The organism is Neorhizobium sp. JUb45 (assembly GCF_004343585.1).
Classification (GTDB): domain Bacteria; phylum Pseudomonadota; class Alphaproteobacteria; order Rhizobiales; family Rhizobiaceae; genus Neorhizobium.
Window position 1 is genome coordinate 120661 of record NZ_SLYW01000001.1, and the last position, 19359, is coordinate 140019.

Genomic DNA, 19359 nt, shown 5'->3' on the forward strand with positions numbered 1-19359 from the left:
GTTTGCGTGACCCAGTCCCCGATCAAGGCCGAAGCGACGGCAGCGACGCCGTACGACAGGCTAACCGCGCTCGGCATCACCCTGCCGCCGGCACCGCCGCCGATCGCCAATTTCGTCACGCATGTGATCGAAGGCAATATCCTCTATCTCTCGGGGCAGGGCCCCCGGGAGGCAGACGGTTTCATGCATACCGGCAAGGTGGGCACGGAAGTAACCGCCGAAAAAGCCTATTCCGATGCACGCCTGACCGGCGTCAACCTGCTTGCCGTGATGCATGATGCGCTGGGCGATCTTTCGCGCGTTCGTCGCGTGGTAAAGCTGCTGGGCATGGTCAATGCCGCGCCTGATTTCGGCGATCATCCGCAGGTCATCAACGGTTGCTCCGATCTCTTCAACGCCGTGTTCGGCGAGGCGGGCCAGCATGCCCGCTCGGCGGTCGGTTTCGGTTCGCTTCCCGGCAATATCACGGTCGAGATCGAAGCGATCGTGGCATTGCACGATTAAGGTCGGGAGGAGACGGTCAGTGGTTGCGCCAGCCCATCAGCTTCTCGATCCGCGCTGCCGACTCCTTCACCCGGTCGGCATAACCGGACTTGTCGGCAAGCACCTTCTGCTCCGGCAGAACGATGGAAATCGTCGCCACGCAATCGCCCCTGCTATCGACGATCGGCGAGGCGATGCAGGCGACCGAATAGTCGGACTCACCGGCCTGGATCGACAACCTTTCCTCGAACGCCACCTTGGCGGCGCGCGCCAGTTCGGTCGGGTCTATCGTCGCGCGGCCGGTCGGCGAAATGCGCGCACCGCGCTTGAACAGATCGATCCGTTCGGCTTCCGCCATGTGGCCGACCAGAAGGCGCCCGGAGGCTGTCCAGTTGAGCGGCACGCGGGTGCCGACGCGCGAGGCGACCTGAAAGTGGCTCGGTCCATCGGCCATGGCGAGAACCAGCATATGTTCGGCATCGCGGCCGCAGACCTGCACGGTTTCGCCGGCCTCGCGGCAGAGATCGTGCATTTCGTGGGTGGCGACGCTCATGAAATCCAGCGAGCGGGCATAGGCGAGACCGTAGTGATAGAGCCGAGCGCCAAGCCACAACGTGCCGTCGGCATTGCGGGCCAGCATGTTTTTGTCCACCAGATCGTCGATGATCACGTAGACGGTGGAGAGCGGCGCCTTCACCGCCTTGGCAATCGCGTAAGCACCAGCCGGCGCGCCGGTCTCGTAGAGATAATCGATCACCTGCAAGGCGCGGTCTATGCCGCTGACGCGCGAGCGTTTCGCCTTGGCATCACCGTCAACAGGCGTCGTGTCGGAAAGGTTTTCCGCTGATGTCTTCGTATCCAAAACCACGCTCCTGCGCCTTAAAGAACCTATTTCATTACTATGGCATAGAGGCGTTGAGAGCAACTGAAATCCGCATGTCCATGCGCAGCATACAACCTGGAGAATGACAATGTCCGATGATATCCGCACCAAGATCGGCCTTCGCCCGGTGATCAACGTCTCCGGCACGATGACCGGGCTCGGCGCCTCGATCGTGGTGCCGGAAGCGATTGCCGCGATGACGCAGATCCTGCCGCAATTCGTCGAGGTCAGCGACCTGCAGCGCAAGGCAAGCGCCGTCATCGCGCGGCTGACCGGCGGTGAGGCCGGTTTCGTCACCGCCTCCTGTTCTTCCGGTATCAGCCTTGCGGTGGCGGGCGCCATTACCGGGCCGGACCTTCTGGCGATCGAAAAGCTGCCGGAGGTCTCGACCGAAAAGAACGAGGTTCTGGTGCAGATGGGCCATGTCGTTTCTTACGGCGCACCGGTCGATCAGGCAATCCGGCTGGCCGGCGGCAAGGCCGTGATGATCGGTCAGGCGACCTCGACGCATCGCTACCACATGGAAAATGCCATCACCGAAAAGACGGCCGCGGCTGTGTTCGTGGTGTCGCATCATGTCGTCAATTACGGCCTTCTGCACCTGAAGGAATTCGCCGAGATCGCCCATGCCAAGGGCGTGCCGGTCATCGTTGACGCGGCTTCGGAATATGATCTGCGTATTTTTCTCGAGCAGGGTGCGGATATCGCGCTCTATTCCGGCCACAAGTTTCTCGGCGGCCCGACCTCGGGCATCGTTGCCGGCAAAAAGGAACTCGTGCGCAACGCCTTCCTGCAGAACATGGGCATCGGCCGTGGCATGAAGGTCGGCAAGGAAAGCATTTTTGGCGTCATGGCGGCGCTGGAAGCGTGGGAGAAGCGGGATCACGCCGGCATCCGCGAGCGCGAGACGGGTTACCTGAATCTCTGGAAACAGACGCTGGACAACCGCCCGGGTGTCACCGCGCTGATCGAGCCGGACCCGACCAACAACCCGCTCGACCGCATGCGGGTGATCATCTCTGCCGAGGAAGCGCATATCACCGCATGGGATCTGGCGGCGGTTTTGCGCAGCGGCCCGGTGCCGGTCATCGTGCGCGATCATGAGGTGGAGCATCATTATTTCTACCTCGACCCGTGCAACCTGCATCCGGGCCAGGAAACCGTGGTGGCCTCGCGTCTTGCCGAGGAGCTCGACAAGGCGCGGGCGTCTAATGAGATCATCGCGACGCCGTTCGAGGATCTTTCTCGCCATCGGTTTGATGGTGCTTTGAAGTGGCCGGATTGAGGTTGAAGTAAGACCCCGCCCCAAACCCGACCTGGGCAGAGCCGCGTGTCTCTGCCCGTCCTTGTGGACCCCCACAAGGGGGAGGGGCTTAACCCAGCCGATCCGCTGAGGTTCATTTTGGGCAGGGAGTTTACCGCATATTTTCTCCCCCCTTGTGGGGGAGATGGCCGGCAGGCCAGAGGGGGACTTTTCTGAGGCAGTACGCCGAGATTTTGTGCCCATCCCCGGCAGGGGAACACCAAAACAACAAGGGAACGCCGATGAATACCGCAGCCAAGATCATTCCATCCACCGATCCGGTCCTGTCCGTCGAAAAGCTGCGGACATCCTTCGTGGTCGAGGGAGAATGGAAGCCGGTCGTTCGCGATATTTCCTTCACCGTCGCGCCCGGAGAGACGGTGGCGATCGTCGGCGAGAGCGGTTCGGGCAAATCCGTCACATCGCTGTCGATCATGCGCCTGCTGCAGCCCGATACCAGCCGTATCGAGGGCAAGGTTTTTCTCGGCGGTCGCGATCTGCTGGCTTTGCCGGAACACGAGATGCGCAAGGTGCGCGGCAATGATGTGGCGATGATCTTTCAGGAGCCGATGACGAGCCTCAATCCGCTCTTCACCATCGGTGACCAGATTTCCGAGGCGCTGCTTGCGCATAACGCGATCAGCAAGGCCGAGGCGAAGGCCGAAACCATCCGCATTCTCGAAAAGGTGCGCATTCCATCGGCCGCCTCGCGGTTCGATGAATATCCGCACCGTTTTTCCGGCGGCATGCGCCAGCGCGTGATGATCGCCATGGCGCTTGCGACTAAGCCGAAACTGTTGATCGCCGATGAGCCGACCACGGCGCTCGACGTCACCATTCAGGGCCAGATCCTCGATCTCATCAAGATGCTGCAGGAAGAGGAGGGGACCTCGGTTCTCTTCATCACCCATGACATGGGCGTGGTCGCGGAAATCGCCGACCGTACCGTTGTGATGTATCGCGGCGAGCAGGTCGAGACCGGCGATACCGCCGATATTTTTCACCGCGGCCAGCATCCGTATACGCGGGCGCTTCTGTCCGCCGTGCCGGTGCTGGGCTCGATGCAGGCCTATCAGCGGCCGCTACGTTTTCCGGTGGTCGACGCCGCGACGGGTCTTTCCGATGTGCCGGTCGAGGTTGCCGATACCGTGGCATCCGGCCAGCCGATCCTGCAGGTCAAGAATCTCACCAAACGTTTCGACATCCATTCGGGCCTGTTCGGAAAGCTCAGTGGCCGTGTGCATGCGGTCGAAAACGTTTCTTTTGATCTGGCGGCTGGCGAGACCCTGTCGCTGGTGGGCGAGAGTGGTTGCGGCAAATCCACCACCGGCCGCGCCATCATGCGGCTGATCGAGCCGGAAAGCGGTTCGGTTCTGGTCGAGGGCCGCGAGGTGCTGGCGCTCGATAAAAAGGATATGCGCGAGATGCGCAAATCCGTGCAGATGATCTTTCAGGATCCGTTCGCCTCGCTCAACCCGCGCATGACGGTGGGGGCGGCGATTGCCGAACCTTTCCTCGAGCACAGGATGGGTGATGCGAAACAGGCGAAGGAGGTCGTGGCCGACATGCTGGTCAAGGTCGGCCTGACACCGGATATGGCCAAGCGTTATCCGCACGAGTTTTCCGGTGGCCAGCGCCAGCGTATCTGTATCGCGCGGGCGCTTGCGCTGCGGCCAAAAGTGATCGTTGCGGATGAAAGCGTGTCGGCGCTCGACGTGTCGATCAAGGCGCAGGTGATCAACCTGATGCTCGATCTGCAACAGGAACTCGATCTTGCCTTCCTGTTCATTTCCCACGACATGGCCGTAGTCGAACGCGTCAGCCACCGGGTGGCGGTGATGTATCTGGGGGAAATCGTCGAGATCGGGCCGCGTGCCTCGGTCTTCGGCAATCCGCAGCATGCCTATACGAAACGGCTGATGTCGGCGGTGCCGGTGCCGGACCCGGAACGTCGGCGCATCAAGAATTCCGCTGTGGTGGAGGAGCTGAAAAGCCCGATCCGTCCGGTCGATTACAAGATCGTGCCGATGGAATACCGGGAAGTTTCTCCCGGCCATCTGGTGGCCGAGAGCTGATGGCGTTGCGTCACTCTCAGTAGCGCGAAACACTGCCGCTGCGGGTGACGGTATTGCCATGCGGTCCCGTCGTCGTGCGACCATAGGAATAGCTGCCGGGCGCTGTCTTGGTGACGTAACCGGAGCGGCTGGCGGTATGGCCATAAGGGCCGATCACCACCTTGCTGCGCGAGCATGTGCCGCCGGCGCAGCCGCCGCTGGCGTGACCTGAATAGGTGCCGCGCGGGGTGTGGACGTGGCCGTCACGCGTCCAGGCGTTGGCGCTTTGTGTGGCGGCGCCAAGCAGAAGTGCGGTGGTGGCAAGGATCGAGAGCGTCTTGATCATGGTGTGTTTCCTTCCTCGTTGATGGACGGGAAGAAGCATGCGGCTATCGATTTGCCGGCGTTTTGCAGAAATCTCGAGATTTTTTGCATTTTGTAACAGCCTGCCCGTAACGCTTGCCTGTCACGTCTGGCCATGGAAGATGGATGGCCATGAACGACCGCCATATTCTCATCGTCGAGGACGACCGCGACATCCGCACGCTGCTGACCGAGTTTCTCACCGGTGAGGGTTTTGCCGTCAGTGCCGCTGAAACCACCAGTGCCGCCGAAAAGCTGATGGTGTTGCGCAAGCCGGATCTCGTCGTGCTCGACCTGATGCTGCCGGGCGAGGACGGGCTTTCCTTCTGTCGCCGCCTGCGTGGAAAAAACAGCGATCTGCCGATCCTGATGCTGACGGCCAGGGACGAGGAGATCGATCGCATCGTCGGGCTGGAAATGGGGGCGGACGATTATCTCGGCAAGCCGTTCAATCCGCGCGAACTGCTGGCGCGCATCCGCGCCATCCTGCGGCGTGGTGGCCTGCGCAACGGCGCGGCCGAACAGGTGAATGGCAGTGCAGCCGAAGGTCCCAGCCGCAAGGCTTTTTGTGGCCTCGTTCTCGATCTCGATGCGCGCACCGTCGGTCCCGCCGATGAGGAGGGCGTGTTTTTGACCTCGGCGGAATTCGACCTGCTGATGTGTTTTCTCGAACGTCCGCGTCGCGTTCTGTCACGTGATCAATTGCTGGACTGGACCCGCAGCCGTGTGGCCGATCCGTTCGATCGTACCATCGATGTCACCATGTCGCGGCTGCGCAACAAGCTGACACCGCTGATGCCGCCGGGGCAGGCATTCATCACCACCGTGCGCAGCGCCGGCTATATGCTGTCGGCGCAGGTTACGGACGCCTGACGATGGCCCGGCTCGGGATTTTCTGGCGTATCGTGCTGATCGTGGCGGTTGCCCTGTTCGTCATACAGGTCGTGGTGTTTGAGGGCGTGCGCCGCCACAAGGCGGATGCGACGGTGGAGCGCCGTTATTCTGTCGGCGAACGGATCGTGCCCTATGTCCAGCTTCTCGACCGGACACCGCCTGACGGCCGTCCGACCATTGTTGCGCTGGCAAGAACCAACGGCATAGACCTCAGCTTTTCGCAAACGCCACCGGCCGAACAGCCCTCCCATTTCGGCACTGGCCTTGTGCGCCTGTCCTTCCTTGTCGGGCATGAACTGGAAAGGCAGGGGCTGGGAGACCGCTTTTTCGCTGTCGGCAATGCCGAGGATCGCGATGACGGCGCAGAGGGTAATGACGACGAACGGCGCATTCTGGTGCAGATCGGGCTGGTGTCGGGCGAGGTGGCGCGGTTCGATGTGAACGATACGCTGACCGTGCGCATTCTCGGCTGGCCGATCGGCTTTGGTGCCGGTGCGCTCGGTTTCATCGTCGCCATCGTGGCGCTGGTGGCGGTGGCGCGCGAGGCCCGGCCGATCGCCGCCTTGTCGCGCTCCGTCGACAGGCTCGGCACGCGGCTGCAGCCGGAACCACTGCCGGAGGCCGGCGCCAAGGAAGTGCGCACACTCATTCGCGCCATCAACGCCATGCAGCAGCGCATAGCCACGCTGATCAACAACCGAACCTTTGTCATCGGCGCGATTTCGCACGACCTGAAAACCAACCTGACGCGGCTGCGGCTGCGGCTGGAAATGATGCCGGACAATCCGCACCGTGCCCGCGCGCTGCAGGATGTCGAGACCATGCAGGGGCTGATGACCGATGCGCTGGTGTTTGCCAAGGCAGCGCTGGCGGTGGACGCGGTGGAGGCGATTGATGTGGCTGACATGCTGGCAACGGTGCTGGCCGAACGCGCCATCGTGCCGGATGTCCTCACGCTCGCCGACGGGCCGGAAGCCGCCATGGTGCGCATCCAGCCGGCGGCGCTCAGACGTGTGATCGACAATCTCATCGACAATGCCCAGCGCTATGGCGAGGGCTATCTGGGGGTGTCGCTGGTGAGCGAGGCCGATCATGTGGTGATGGCGATCCGCGACCGTGGGCCGGGCATCGATCCCGACATGCAGGATGTGGTGTTTGACCCGTTCGTGCGGGTGGAAACCTCGCGCAGCCGCGATACCGGTGGCTCGGGCCTGGGGCTGACCATCGTGCGCCAGATCACCGAGGCCTATGGTGGTACGGTGCGGCTCGGCAATCTTCAGCCGCACGGGCTGGAAGCGGTGGTGACGTTGCCGCGTACCGATGCGGCAAAGGCGTCAGCTGTTACAAAATGAAAAGAACCTGACGCATTCAGGAAAACTGCGTCAGCCAATTTGATCCTCATCCACCGCATGAAGAGGATCACGACATGAAAATCGCAATTCCCGCCGCAGCTATCGTGCTGGCCGTTGCCAGCCTTTCCACCGCCGCCATCGCCCAGAACGGTACGCTTCGCCACGCCGTCGAAACCGGCGCGACCAACGTCTCCGATCGCAACGAGGACGACTGGGCCGACGATTATGACTACGGCTATCGCCCCCATCCCGGCTTCGAGCGTGGCATGGCCTTTGGCGAACGCGCCGCCTTTCTGCGCGATCATTACACGCCGAAACGCATGCGCCTGATCATCTCGACCGGGCTGTCCATTCAGGAAACCGCAATCGGCATCCGCACCGATCAGCAGGATGTCTGGCGCGCCTATACCAATGCGGTTCTGGCCATGGTGCCGGAACGCGAGATCGTCACCAGCCTTCTCGGCAAGGATGACGAGAACAGCCAGGGGCCGGATTCCTTTGCCCGCTCCGAAGCGATCGCCGACATGGTGCTGGCCAGCAATGCCAAGGCCGAAACGCTGAAACGGGCCGTCACTGACCTGCGCGCCAAACTCAACCCGGAACAGCGCGAGGCCGCACGCCTGCCGCGCCTGATCGGCCAGATGTGATGGGAAAGGATCTGACCATGTCGATCATCCGCACGGGTAAACGCCTTTCGCCGTCTTTCTGGGCCACCGCCATCCTGCTGGCCGGTTTTGCCATGGCCTCGGAGGCCAGTGCCGCGACGCCCGCCGTCACCACCAATGCCGTCAACCTGCGCGCCGGGCCGGGCACCGCCTATCCGGTGGTCACCACGCTTCCGCCTTCCGCCTCGGTCGCGACCTATGGCTGCCTTGCCGACCGTTCCTGGTGCGATATCGGCTGGGGCGGGCAGCGTGGCTGGGTATCGGCCGCCTATCTGCAGGTCATCCATGCCGGGCGTCCGGTGGTTATTACGCCATCCGTGGCGCCGGCCATCGGCATCGCGGTCGTCGCCTTCAACCATGCCTATTGGCACAACCATTATGCTGGCCGCCCCTGGTACGGGCATTGGGGACGGTATTACCCGGTGCCGCCGCATGTCGGGCCGCATCCCCCGCGCCCACCCCATGTCGACCGCACCGTGACGCGCTCCTGCGGTGGTGGCGTCTGCAGCCGCACCGGCGTCGTCACCGGCCCGAATGGCGGCCACATCGTGCGCCACGGCACCATCAGCCGCTGGTAATTTTCCCCAAAATCAAACGAGGACAATCATGATCAGAAAAACACTCACCATCGCCATCGTGCTTTTTGCAGGTAGCGCCCATGCGCAGCAGGCCGGTCAGGCCCAGATGCAGGCTGCGCGGGAAATCTGCGCACCGGATATGCAGCGGCTTTGCCCCGGCATTTCGCCCGGAGGCGGAAAGCTGAAAGCCTGCATCCATGAACACGCGAGCGAGTTTTCCAAGCCCTGTGCGGATGCGATGAAGGACGTGCGGGCGGCACGGAAGCAGTGATTTTGTAATGGCGCATGTCTTATCCGCGCAGGCCACAGGGCAAGCATATGGAAAAAGACCCCGCCCCAAACCCCTCCCCACAAGGGGGAGGGGCTTAACCTAGCCGCACTGTTTTAACTCAATCGAGGCGGGCGGTTGCCGCATATTTTCTCCCCCCTTGTGGGGGAGATGGCCGGCAGGCCAGAGGGGGACTTTCTTGCATATGCGATAGTCATGTCTCTGTGGATAGAAAGAGAGTCTGCCGCCCTCACTCATGTGACGCCGCAATAGCCTCCGAACGGATCTCTTCCGTCAGCTTCAACCGCAACGCCGAAAACTCCGGGCTGGCCTTCACCGTGTAGTGACGCGGATGCGGCAGGTCGACCGGGGTGATCGACTTGATGCGGCCGGGACGCGCCGTCATCGTCACCACGCGGTTGGCCATGAACACGGCCTCCTCGATATCGTGGGTGACAAAAATCACGGTCTTCTGCTCGCGCTCCCAGATGCCGAGCAGCAGTTCCTGCATCAGCCCGCGCGTCTGGTTGTCGAGTGCGCCAAACGGTTCGTCGAGCAGCAGGATCTTTGGGTCGTTGGCGAGCGCGCGGGCAATCGCCGTGCGCTGCTGCATGCCGCCGGACAGCTGTTTTGGCCAGTGGTTTTCGAAACCGCGCAGGCCGACCTTGTCGATATAGCTGTCGACGATCTCCCATTTCTCCTTCGCCCCAATGCCGCGTTCGCGCAGGCCAAAAGCGACGTTTTCGCGGATCGAGAGCCACGGAAACAGCGTGTAGGACTGGAACACCATGCCACGGTCGGCGCCCGGCCCGGTGATCGTTTTTCCTTCCAGCGTGACGGTGCCGGTCGTCGGTTTGTCCAGCCCGGCGATGATGCGCAGCAGCGTCGACTTTCCGCAGCCGGAAGGGCCGAGGATGGTGACAAAGTCGTTCTTGGCGATGTCGAGATCGGTCGGTTGCAGCGCCGTCACCGGCTTGCCGCCATGCACGCCCGGAAAGATGCGGGAGACGCCCTTTACGATGAGTTCGCTCATGCAAGCCTCCAAGCAAACAGTTTGCGGTTGAGGCTCTTGAAGGCGAAGTCGGAGATCAGGCCGATAATGCCGATGACGATGATGCCGAAGATGATCTGGCCGGTGGCGAGCAGCGCCTGGCTGTTGATGATCATGTAACCGATGCCGGAGGATGCGCCGATCAGTTCCGCGACGATGACATAGGTCCACGCCCAGCCGAGCACGAGGCGCAGCGTTTCGGCGATATCCGGTGCGCTGGACGGGATCAGCACGCGGCGCACGACACCCCGGTCGCTGGCGCCGAGCGTATAGGCGGCCTCGACCAGATCGCGGCGGGTGCCGGAGACGGAGACGGCGACCATCAGGATGATCTGGAAGACGGCGCCGATGAAGATAACCAGCAGTTTCTGCATCTCGCCGATGCCGGCCCAGAGGATGAGCAGCGGCACGAAGGCGGATGCCGGAAGGTAACGGGCGAAGGAGACGAAGGGCTCAAGCAGCGCTTCGATCGGCTTGTAGGCGCCCATCAGGATGCCGAGCGGCACGGCGATCAGCGCCGAGAGAACAAAGCCGCCGACGACGCGCCAGATGGTCATGCCGATATCCACGGCAAAACCCTGGTTGACGAGCAGGTCATAACCATCCCGCAGCATGGTGATGGGATCGGCGAGAAAGGTTTTCGAGACAAAACCGCCCAGCGTCGCAAACGCCCAGCCGGAAAAGAAGATCACGAAAAACAGGATGCCGAGGGCAATGCGCACACGCGCACTGATCGGTTGGAGAGGTTGCATGACGCGCCCCTTCTACAGACATGAAGGGAGCGCCGGCGGTGCGGCGCTCCATGCGATATGGCGATGCTCAGCTTACTTGATGAAAGCCGGGTCTGCGAGCTTGGTGAGGTCGGGCTTCGCCTTGATGACGCCTGCCTGCAGCAGCAGTTCGGCAGCCTCGTCGTTGAACGTCTTGAAGCCGGTCTCGAAGAACTTCAGCGAGGCATCGCGGTCCTGCCATGTCAGGAAGGCGGCGGATTCACCGAACTGCGCGCCGCTCTGCTTGACGTCCTTGCCCATGATCTCGAAGGACTTGTCCTTGTCCGTCTTGATCAGTTCCAGTGCCTCGTAATAGCTCTTGGCCAGCGCCTTGGCGGCGTCCGGATTGTCTTTCAGGAAGGCATTGGTGCAGCCAAACGTGTCGAGAACGGCCGGGTAATCATTGGTGGTGGCGATGATCTTGCCCTTGGTGGGTTCGGCGCGCACCGAGGACAGATAGGGCTCATAGGTCATGGCCGCATCGTTCTGGCCGGCGAGCAGCGCCTGTGCCGCCGGGCCGGGCTCCATGTTGACGATTTTCACGTCCTTCATGGTCATGCCGTTCTTGCCGAGGATCCAGGCGAGCAGAAAGTAGGGCGAGGTGCCCGGCGCGGAAGCCGCCACCGTCTTGCCCTTCAGGTCGGCGATCTTCTCGATGCCCGGCTTAGCGGCGATGCCGTCACCGCCATGGGATACGGAAAGCTGGAACATCTGCGTGGTTTCGATGCCGACGGCATTCCAGACGATCCAGGTTTCCACCGTGGTGGCGGCGCATTGCACGTCACCCGAGGCGAGGGCCAGATGGCGGCTGCCCTGCGGGATCTTCTTGATGGTGACGTCGAGGCCGTTTTTCTTGAAGATGCCGGCTTCTTTGGCCAGCGTCAGCGGCGCAAAACCGGTCCAGCCGGAAATGCCCATCGAGACCGCAGTCTCGGCCTTGGCGGCGGTGGACGCCAAAAGGGTCGCCATGACGGCGGCAATCGTGGCAAGCTTTTTCATGTGGTCTGTTCCCCTGTCTGCTTCATTATTCAGCAGGTCAGTCGCCTGCCTATAAAGTGATATTAGGCATGGGATCGCAGACTTGTCTATACATAATGCGGCGGTTTTACCGGGATCAGTGGCCGCCAAAAACTTTGAGGAAAATCAGGGCAAGACCGGAGAGGAAAGCCAGCGACAGCATGGCGGCGCCGATGACACGGGCACCGGATTGGCGGATGCTGCGGATATCCACCGACAAGCCAAGCGCCGCCATCGAGACGATGGTGAGAAGGCCCGACGTGGCCGAGGTAGGTGCAAGGGCTGCCTGCGGGATCATGTCGGCGGAGCGCAGTGCCATCAGCGCGGCAAAACCGAGGATGAACCACGGCACCATGCTTTTCCAGCAGAGTTTGCCGCCGGTATTGCGACCATGCAGTACGGAAAGCGTGGCGATGACCGGGCCGAGCATCATGACACGGATGAGTTTCACCAGCGTGCCGGTCTGCACGCTGATCAGGCCGGCAGGGGCGGTGGCCGCCAGAACCTGCGGCACGGCATAAACGGTGAGGCCGGCGAACACGCCGTAATCGGCAACACCCAGCGACAGCGGCATCTGCAGCAGCGGCAGGGCTAGTACAAGGGCGACGCCGAGGACGGCGGTGAAGGCGATCGACGAGGCGATCTCGTCCGGTTTGGCGTGAATGACCGGGGCTGCGGCGGCAATCGCCGAATTGCCGCAAATAGAATTGCCGCAGGCCACCAGCGTCGCGATGCGGGGCGACAGGCCGACAAGGCGGCCGATGCCATAACTGCCGATCAGCGACAGGGCGACAATCACCATGATGGCGACGACCAGCGTCAGGCCGGCATCCTCGATGGCGGAGATGCTGATCGAGGCGCCCAGCAGCACGACAGCCACTTCCAGTACGGTTTTTGCGCAGAACTGGATGCCTGCATCCAAGGACGGCGACAGGTCGAAACAGGAGCGCACGGCCATGCCGACAAGGATGGCGAGCACGAGGCTTTCGATCCAGCGACCCTGCAAAAACTGAATTTCGGCGGCTTCCAGAGCAATCGCAACCGCCGACACGGCAAGTGTCGCCAGCACGCCTGGCAAAAGGCGGGTGAGGGCGTGCGGCATGCTGTGGTCGGTATGGGTGGCAAGAGCCATCGTGCTCTCCAATCGTGTAATGTCACGATGCGCTTCCACGATGTTCAGTTCCATCGTATAATAGCTGATGTTTCATGCGGCAAAATCGAACGATGACCTTTGAACAGCTTGCCATCTTTGTCGCCGTTGCCGAGCGCGAACATTTGACCCGGGGTGCAGAGGCCGTGGGGCTGACGCCGTCTGCGGCGAGTTCCGCCATCCGCAATCTCGAAGGGTTTTACGGTGTCGAGCTGTTTCACCGGGTGGGGCGGCGTATCGAGCTGACGGAAGCCGGCCGGATGTTTCTGGGCGAGGCGAAGGCAACGCTGGCGCGGGCGAAAAGCGCCGAACTGATGTTGTCGGAAATGAGCGGTCTGGCGCGCGGAGAGATCCGCGTTTTCGCCAGCCAGACGATCGCCAGCTACTGGCTGCCGCCGATCCTGTTGAAATTCAAACGGCTTTATCCCGGTGTCGAGCTGAAGCTGACGATCGGCAATACCCGCATGGTAGCCGATGCGATCCGCGACGGACTGGGCGAGGTGGGCTTCATCGAGGGGCTGATCGACGAGCCGGCGCTGTCGGTTCTGCCGATCGTGGCGGACCGGCTGGTGGTGGTGGCAAGCCCGGTGCATCCGTTTGCCGATGGCCGCGCGATCGGGCGCGAGGACATCACCTCCGTGACCTCATGGGTTTTGCGTGAAAAGGGGTCTGGTACACGCTCGGCTTTCGAGGAGGCGCTGTCGGGCATGGGCATCGGCGTGAATGATATTTCGGTCGTGCTGGAACTGCCGTCCAACGAGGCGGTGGTATCGGCGGTGCGCTCGGGCGATTGCGCGACGGCTGTGTCCGGCATGGTGGCGGCACCGTTTCTGCGGCAGGGTTTGTTGGTGCGCGCGGGGATCGAGTTGCCGGCGCGCAATTTTGCCATTCTGCGGCACAAGGAGCGCCATCGCGGACGGGCGGCGGAGGAACTGGAACGCATCAGCCGTGCGGCGGCGGATGAGCATAAGGCGGGGTTGATGGGGTTGTGAGAGGGGATGTTCTGGGTAGGGTGCCGTTCAGCATCTTCTCCCCATCGGGGAGAAGTGCCGGAGCGACAGCGAGGCGATGAGGGGGGACACGGCATGACCTCTCGATGTGGCTTCGCTCCCCCTCATCCGACCCTTCGGGCCACCTTCTCCCCCAAGGGGAGAAGATAATTGGAGTCTGTTGCGCCCTTTTCGCAAAGCCTTGGTTCCCGTCAGAAAAGCCGGATCACAAACCCGTCGCCATCGCCGGAAATCTCGACGGCTTTGCCCGTTTCCAGCAAGGCACAATCAAGTGCGGCCAACGTTTCGTTCTGCACCCGCATCGCGCCCCGATGGCACAAAACCAGCGTCGCCCCGGCACTCGGCCCCAGCGTCACCGGTGCCACGATCTTGTCCACCGAGTGCGAAAATCGCCCGCGTCGCGTCATCACGTTGAGGTCGGTGATCGTACCGTCCGCTAGCTTTGCCATCGTCGGCGCATCGGCCGGAAACGGGTGAGGCGCGGATGTCTGTGTCAGCAGAACCGGCTCGCATCCGTCCACGAGAAGCGCCATGCCCGCACCCTCGAGGATCGACAGCGTGCGGTCGATGCCGTCGAATACCGAGAACGGTCCATCCTCCGAAACCGTGGCCATGCTGATGCGCCAGTCGAACGTGTCGACCGTGGCACCTTGCGGAAAGACGGCGATTTCCACCGTCTCTCCGCGTCCGTTTTTCCATGGCATGCGCCGGTGATCGGCAGCGCGCAGGATCCGCATGTCAGTTGCCCAGAATGCCGGGAAGCCGCAGGCCTTTTTCCGTGGCGCAATCGACCGCGATCTCATAACCCGCATCGGCATGGCGCATGACGCCGGTGGCCGGGTCGTTCCAGAGCACGCGCTCCAGACGGCGGTCGGCATCTTCCGAGCCATCGGCGCAGATGACCATGCCGGAATGTTGCGAATAGCCCATGCCGACACCGCCGCCGTGGTGCAGCGATACCCATGTCGCGCCCGATGCGGTGTTGAGAAGCGCGTTGAGCAGCGGCCAGTCGGAGACGGCGTCCGATCCGTCCTTCATGGCTTCCGTCTCGCGGTTGGGCGAGGCGACGGAACCTGAATCGAGATGGTCGCGACCGATGACGATCGGTGCCGACAATTCGCCGTTGCGGACCATCTCGTTGAAGGCGAGGCCGAGCTTGTGGCGATCGCCGAGGCCCACCCAGCAAATGCGCGCGGGCAGGCCCTGGAATGCGATGCGCTCGCGCGCCATGTCCAGCCAGTTGTGCAGATGTTTGTTGTCCGGCAGCAGTTCCTTCACCTTGGCGTCGGTCTTGTAGATATCCTCCGGCTCGCCCGAGAGGGCCGCCCAGCGGAACGGGCCGATGCCACGGCAAAACAGCGGGCGGATATAGGCGGGTACGAAACCGGGGAAGGCGAAGGCATTTTCCAGACCTTCGTCCTTGGCGACCTGGCGGATATTGTTGCCGTAATCGAGCGTCGGCACGCCGGCATCCCAGAAGGCGACCATGGCTTCGACATGCGCTTTCATCGATGCGCGGGCCGCCACTTCGACCGACTTCGGATCGCTTTCGCGCTTGGCCTTGGCTTCCTCGACCGTCCAGCCGAGCGGCAGGTAACCGTTGCGCGGGTCATGCGCCGACGTCTGGTCGGTGACGATATCGGGGCGCGGACCACCGGCCTGCATGCGGCGGACGAGTTCCGGGAAGATCTCGGCGGCATTGCCGAGCAGGCCGACGGATTTGGCTTCGCCCTTCGCCGTCCATTCGGCGATCATGGCGAGCGCTTCGTCCAGCGTTTTTGCCTTGGCATCGACGTAACGGGTGCGCAGGCGGAAATCGATGCGGGTTTCGTCGCATTCGACTGCGAGGCAGCAGGCGCCGGCCATGACGGCGGCGAGCGGCTGGGCGCCGCCCATGCCACCGAGACCGCCGGTGAGGATCCATTTGCCCTTGAGGCTGCCGTCATAATGCTGGCGGCCGGCTTCGACGAAGGTTTCGTATGTGCCCTGCACGATGCCCTGCGTGCCGATATAGATCCACGAACCGGCGGTCATCTGGCCGTACATGGCGAGACCCTTTTTATCCAGTTCGTTGAAATGGTCCCAGGTTGCCCAGTGTGGCACGAGGTTGGAATTGGCGATCAGCACGCGCGGCGCATCCTTGTGGGTGCGAAACACGCCGACCGGCTTGCCGGACTGCACGAGCAGGGTTTCTTCCTCGGTCAGTGTCTTCAGCGTATTGGCGATCTGGTCGAAATCCGCCCAGGTGCGGGCGGCGCGGCCGATGCCGCCATAAACGACCAGTTCATGCGGGTTTTCCGCCACGTCCGGGTCGAGATTGTTCATCAGCATGCGCAAGGGCGCTTCGGTCATCCAGCTTTTGGCGGTGAGTTCGTTTCCGCGGGGGGAGCGGACGTCGCGAATGTTGTGGCGCGGATTGGTGGTCATTTCGTTTCCCTCTTCATTGTTTTTCGTGTGTCGCAACCGCCCCCTCATCCGGCCTTCGGCCACCTTCTCCCCGTCGGGGAGAAGAGGGGATGTGGCGCCCCGGTGTCTAGAAAAGTTGGCGTTGAGAACGCGGCATTCTCCCTCCTCTCCCCAGCGGGGAGAGGGTGGCGCAAAGCGCCGAGTGAGGGGGAGCCACACCCGCCACCATCACGTCTCCAGCACCGGCAAAATATCCGCCGAAACCGCCGCGTTCAGCGTCCCATTGCCGACCAGATCACTGGCGGCCTGCAGGTCGCCGGCCATATAGCGGTCCTCCTCCAGCGTCGGCACGACGGCGCGGATCGCGGCAATCGCGGCCTGCAATTCGGGGCTGGTGACCAGCGGCGCGCGCAGTTCCACGCCCTGTGCCGCCGTCAGTGCCTCGATGCCGATGATGGCGAACAGGTTGTCGGTCATGGGCAGAAGACGACGCGCGCCGTGGCAGGCCATCGAGACGTGATCCTCCTGATTGGCGGAGGTTGGGGTGGAATCCACCGAGGCCGGGTGCGACATCTGCTTGTTTTCACTCATCAGCGCGGCGGATGTGACTTCGGCGATCATCAGGCCGGAATTGAGGCCCGGCTTTTTGGCGAGGAAGGCCGGCAGGCCGTAGGACAGGGCCGGATCGACCAGAAGCGCGATACGGCGCTGCGCAATCGCGCCGATCTCGCAGACGGCAAGGGCGATCTGGTCGGCGGCGAAGGCCACCGGTTCGGCGTGGAAATTGCCACCCGAGACGACGGAATTGTCGGAGAGCACCAGCGGATTGTCGGTGACGGCATTGGCCTCGATTTCCAGCGTGCGCGCGACGGAGCGCAGGAGGTCGAGGCAGGCGCCATCCACCTGCGGCTGGCAGCGGATGCAATAGGGGTCCTGCACACGTTCGTCGCCTTCGATATGGCTTTCGCGGATGACCGAGCTGGCCAGAAGAGCGCGAAGGGCAGCGGCGGTATCGATCTGGCCCTTGTGGCCACGCAACGTGTGGATGTCCGGGTGGAAGGGCGCGGAAGAACCCATGGCGGCATCGGTGGACATGGCGCCGGTGATCAGTGCCGCCTGTGCTGCGCGATGGGCGCGAAACAGGCCGGCGAGTGCCAGCGCGGTGGATGTCTGGGTGCCGTTGATCAGCGCCAGGCCTTCTTTTGCCGCGAGCACGACCGGCGTCAGGCCAGCTTTTGCCAAGGCTTCGGCACCGGAAAGACGTTCGCCGTCAAAGAATGCTTCGGCTTCACCCATCATCACCGCTGCCATATGGGCAAGCGGGGCGAGATCACCGGAGGCTCCGACAGAGCCTTTTTCCGGGATGACCGGAATGACGCCCTTGTCCAGCATGGCCTCGATCAGCCGCACCAGTTCCAGCCGCACGCCGGAAGCGCCGCGACCGAGCGACACCAGCTTCAGCGCCATGATCAGCCGCACGACATTTTCCGGCAGGGGAGCGCCGACGCCGCAGCAATGCGACAGAATGAGATTGCGCTGCAGGGTGGCGACATCGGCGGCATCGATCTTGATCGAGGCGAGTTTCCCAAAACCGGTATTGATGCCGTAGACCGGCGCATTGCCGGCGGCGATTTCGGCTATGCGCGCAGCGGCGCGCTGAATGCCCGCATCAAAGGAAGCATCGAGTTTTGCCGGTTCGCCGGTCCAGTAGATGGTTTCGAGCTGGCTGAGCGAAACGGAGCCGGGGTGGAGCGTGATGGTCATGCTAGAGCGCCTTTGAAAATGCGGGCGTGGATGGGGTTGAAGCCGATGCGGTAAACCAGCTCGGCGGGGCAATCGATGTTCCAGACCACAAAGTCGGCCGACTTTCCGGCTTCCAGCGTGCCGGTTTCGGAGAGAAGCCCGAGGGCGCGGGCGCCTTCGCGGGTGGCGCCGGCAAGGCATTCTTCCACGGTGAGGCGGAAGAGGGTGGCCGACATGTTCATGGTCAAAAGCAGCGAGGTGAGCGGCGAGGTGCCGGGATTGCTGTCGGTGGCGATGGCAATCCTTGTGCCGGCATTGCGCAGTGCCTGAACGGGTGGTTTTTGCGTTTCGTTGATGGCGTAAAAGGCGCCGGGCAAAAGCACGGCAACGGTGCCGGCAGCCGCCATGGTGGCAGCGCCTTCGGCATCGAGATATTCGAGATGATCGGCCGACAGCGCGCCATAGGATGCGGCCATCTTTGCGCCGCCGAGGTTCGACAGCTGTTCGGCGTGCAGTTTGACCGGGAGGCCAAGTGCCTTGGCGTGATCGAACACGCGGCGCATCTCTTCCACCGAAAAGGCGATGCCCTCGCAAAACCCGTCGACGGCATCGATCAGGCCTTCGGCATGGGCTGCGTCCATGCCGGGAAGCACGACGTCGGAAATGTAATCGCCGTTGCGGCCCTTGTATTCCACCGGTGTCGCATGGGCTGCCAGATAAGAGGTGACGATGCGGACGGGCCGGATTTTTTCCAGTGTGCGGGCGGCGCGCAGCATGTTGAGTTCGCCCTCGATATTCAGGCCGTAACCGGACTTGATCTCGACGGTCGAAACACCTTCGGACAGCAGCGTATCGAGGCGAGGCAGGGCAGCGGCGACCAGTCCTTCGACGGTCAGCGCATTGGTGGCCTTGAGCGAAGAAACGATGCCGCCGCCGGCGCGGGCGACCTCTTCATAGGTTGCGCCCTCCAGCCGCATCTCGAATTCGCGGGCGCGGTTGCCGCCGTAAACGAGGTGGGTGTGGCAATCGACCAGAGCCGGCGTGATCCAGCGGTTTTCGAGATCGACGATGGTCTCGATCGCCTTGAGGTGGGCGGGAAGATTTGCCGCGGAGCCGACATAGGTGATGCGGCCATTTTCGGTGGCGATCACCCCGTCTTCGATGATGCCGAGGCCGGACAGGGTTTCATCAAGCGTTGCAATGCGGGCATTGCGCCACAGGGTTCGTGCGACCCCGGAGCCTGCCGAAGTGGCTTTGAAATCGACGTCTGGAGCGTTTCTGTCCGTCATTTTCACCTTCCCAAGTTGGCGATAATGTATATACATAATGAAGAGCGTGGCAATACGGAATTTTTCGGGATTATCGTGTC

Annotated in this window: 19 protein-coding genes; 9 read left to right on the forward strand and 10 right to left on the reverse strand. The window is 62.5% G+C overall.

Annotated elements, in window-relative coordinates; all coding sequences use genetic code 11:
- Nucleotides 1-6 precede the first annotated feature (6 nt).
- Nucleotides 7-504, forward strand: coding sequence for a RidA family protein (locus EDF70_RS00455; RefSeq protein WP_132271296.1), 498 nt, complete (start codon nt 7-9; stop codon nt 502-504).
- Nucleotides 505-520: 16 nt separating this feature from the next.
- On the opposite strand, the gene EDF70_RS00460 is transcribed toward EDF70_RS00455, so the two are convergent.
- The gene (locus tag EDF70_RS00460; RefSeq protein ID WP_165931908.1) at nt 521-1345 is read right to left on the reverse strand and encodes an IclR family transcriptional regulator; all 825 of its coding nucleotides are present in this window, start codon (nt 1343-1345) and stop codon (nt 521-523) included.
- A gap of 109 nt (nt 1346-1454) precedes the next feature.
- On the opposite strand from EDF70_RS00460, the gene EDF70_RS00465 reads away from it, so the two are divergent.
- Together EDF70_RS00465 and EDF70_RS00470 are read left to right on the forward strand one after the other, a co-directional pair.
- A complete protein-coding gene (locus tag EDF70_RS00465; RefSeq protein WP_132271298.1) occupies nt 1455-2651 on the forward strand; it encodes an aminotransferase class V-fold PLP-dependent enzyme in 1197 nt (398 codons plus the stop codon).
- Nucleotides 2652-2911: 260 nt separating this feature from the next.
- Nucleotides 2912-4744, forward strand: a complete 1833-nt coding sequence (locus tag EDF70_RS00470; RefSeq protein WP_132271299.1) for an ABC transporter ATP-binding protein — start codon at nt 2912-2914, stop codon at nt 4742-4744.
- A gap of 16 nt (nt 4745-4760) precedes the next feature.
- On the opposite strand, the gene EDF70_RS00475 is transcribed toward EDF70_RS00470, so the two are convergent.
- Nucleotides 4761-5069 carry a hypothetical protein gene (locus EDF70_RS00475; RefSeq protein ID WP_132271300.1) on the reverse strand — a complete coding sequence of 103 codons (309 nt, stop codon included), beginning with the start codon at nt 5067-5069 and terminating at the stop codon, nt 4761-4763.
- Nucleotides 5070-5218: 149 nt separating this feature from the next.
- On the opposite strand from EDF70_RS00475, the gene EDF70_RS00480 reads away from it, so the two are divergent.
- The 5 genes from EDF70_RS00480 to EDF70_RS00500 all read left to right on the forward strand — a co-directional run bounded on the left by EDF70_RS00480 (nt 5219) and on the right by EDF70_RS00500 (nt 8846).
- The gene (locus EDF70_RS00480; protein WP_132272507.1) at nt 5219-5959 is read left to right on the forward strand and encodes a response regulator transcription factor; all 741 of its coding nucleotides are present in this window, start codon (nt 5219-5221) and stop codon (nt 5957-5959) included.
- Nucleotides 5960-5961: 2 nt separating this feature from the next.
- Nucleotides 5962-7332 (forward strand): ATP-binding protein, encoded by a 1371-nt coding sequence (locus tag EDF70_RS00485; protein WP_132271301.1) that lies wholly within the window; start codon nt 5962-5964, stop codon nt 7330-7332.
- Between the two features lie 74 nt (nt 7333-7406).
- Complete coding sequence (locus tag EDF70_RS00490) at nt 7407-7979, forward strand: hypothetical protein (protein ID WP_132271302.1); 573 nt, start codon at nt 7407-7409, stop codon at nt 7977-7979.
- A gap of 17 nt (nt 7980-7996) precedes the next feature.
- Entirely contained in the window at nt 7997-8575 is a 579-nt protein-coding gene (locus EDF70_RS00495; protein WP_165931909.1) for an SH3 domain-containing protein, read from the forward strand.
- Nucleotides 8576-8603: 28 nt separating this feature from the next.
- Nucleotides 8604-8846, forward strand: a complete 243-nt coding sequence (locus tag EDF70_RS00500) for a hypothetical protein (RefSeq protein WP_132271304.1) — start codon at nt 8604-8606, stop codon at nt 8844-8846.
- A 247-nt stretch (nt 8847-9093) separates the two neighbouring features.
- Here EDF70_RS00500 and EDF70_RS00505 read toward each other — a convergent pair whose 3' ends face one another.
- The 4 genes from EDF70_RS00505 to EDF70_RS00520 all read right to left on the reverse strand — a co-directional run bounded on the left by EDF70_RS00505 (nt 9094) and on the right by EDF70_RS00520 (nt 12813).
- On the reverse strand, nt 9094-9876 hold the full coding sequence (locus EDF70_RS00505) for an ABC transporter ATP-binding protein (protein ID WP_132271305.1): 783 nt from the start codon (nt 9874-9876) through the stop codon (nt 9094-9096).
- Nucleotides 9873-10646 (reverse strand): ABC transporter permease, encoded by a 774-nt coding sequence (locus tag EDF70_RS00510; protein WP_132271306.1) that lies wholly within the window; start codon nt 10644-10646, stop codon nt 9873-9875. The genes EDF70_RS00505 and EDF70_RS00510 overlap by 4 nt, the downstream gene beginning before the upstream one ends.
- Nucleotides 10647-10718: 72 nt before the next feature.
- Complete coding sequence (locus tag EDF70_RS00515) at nt 10719-11663, reverse strand: ABC transporter substrate-binding protein (protein ID WP_132271307.1); 945 nt, start codon at nt 11661-11663, stop codon at nt 10719-10721.
- A gap of 115 nt (nt 11664-11778) precedes the next feature.
- Nucleotides 11779-12813, reverse strand: a complete 1035-nt coding sequence (locus tag EDF70_RS00520; RefSeq protein WP_132271308.1) for a putative sulfate exporter family transporter — start codon at nt 12811-12813, stop codon at nt 11779-11781.
- 92 nt (nt 12814-12905) lie between these two features.
- Between EDF70_RS00520 and EDF70_RS00525 the strand changes: the two genes are divergently transcribed.
- Nucleotides 12906-13823, forward strand: a complete 918-nt coding sequence (locus EDF70_RS00525; protein WP_132271309.1) for a LysR substrate-binding domain-containing protein — start codon at nt 12906-12908, stop codon at nt 13821-13823.
- A 209-nt stretch (nt 13824-14032) separates the two neighbouring features.
- Here the strand turns inward: EDF70_RS00525 and EDF70_RS00530 are convergent, their stop codons facing one another.
- The 4 genes from EDF70_RS00530 to hutI form a co-directional block, all read right to left on the reverse strand.
- Nucleotides 14033-14578, reverse strand: a complete 546-nt coding sequence (locus EDF70_RS00530; RefSeq protein WP_132271310.1) for a HutD family protein — start codon at nt 14576-14578, stop codon at nt 14033-14035.
- 1 nt (nt 14579) lies between these two features.
- A complete protein-coding gene (gene hutU, locus EDF70_RS00535; RefSeq protein ID WP_132271311.1) occupies nt 14580-16268 on the reverse strand; it encodes a urocanate hydratase in 1689 nt (562 codons plus the stop codon).
- Nucleotides 16269-16475: 207 nt separating this feature from the next.
- Entirely contained in the window at nt 16476-18011 is a 1536-nt protein-coding gene (gene hutH, locus EDF70_RS00540) for a histidine ammonia-lyase (protein ID WP_132271312.1), read from the reverse strand.
- A complete protein-coding gene (gene hutI, locus EDF70_RS00545) occupies nt 18008-19279 on the reverse strand; it encodes an imidazolonepropionase (RefSeq protein WP_132271313.1) in 1272 nt (423 codons plus the stop codon). Before hutI ends, hutH begins: the two co-directional genes overlap by 4 nt.
- Between the last annotated feature and the right edge of the window lie 80 nt (nt 19280-19359).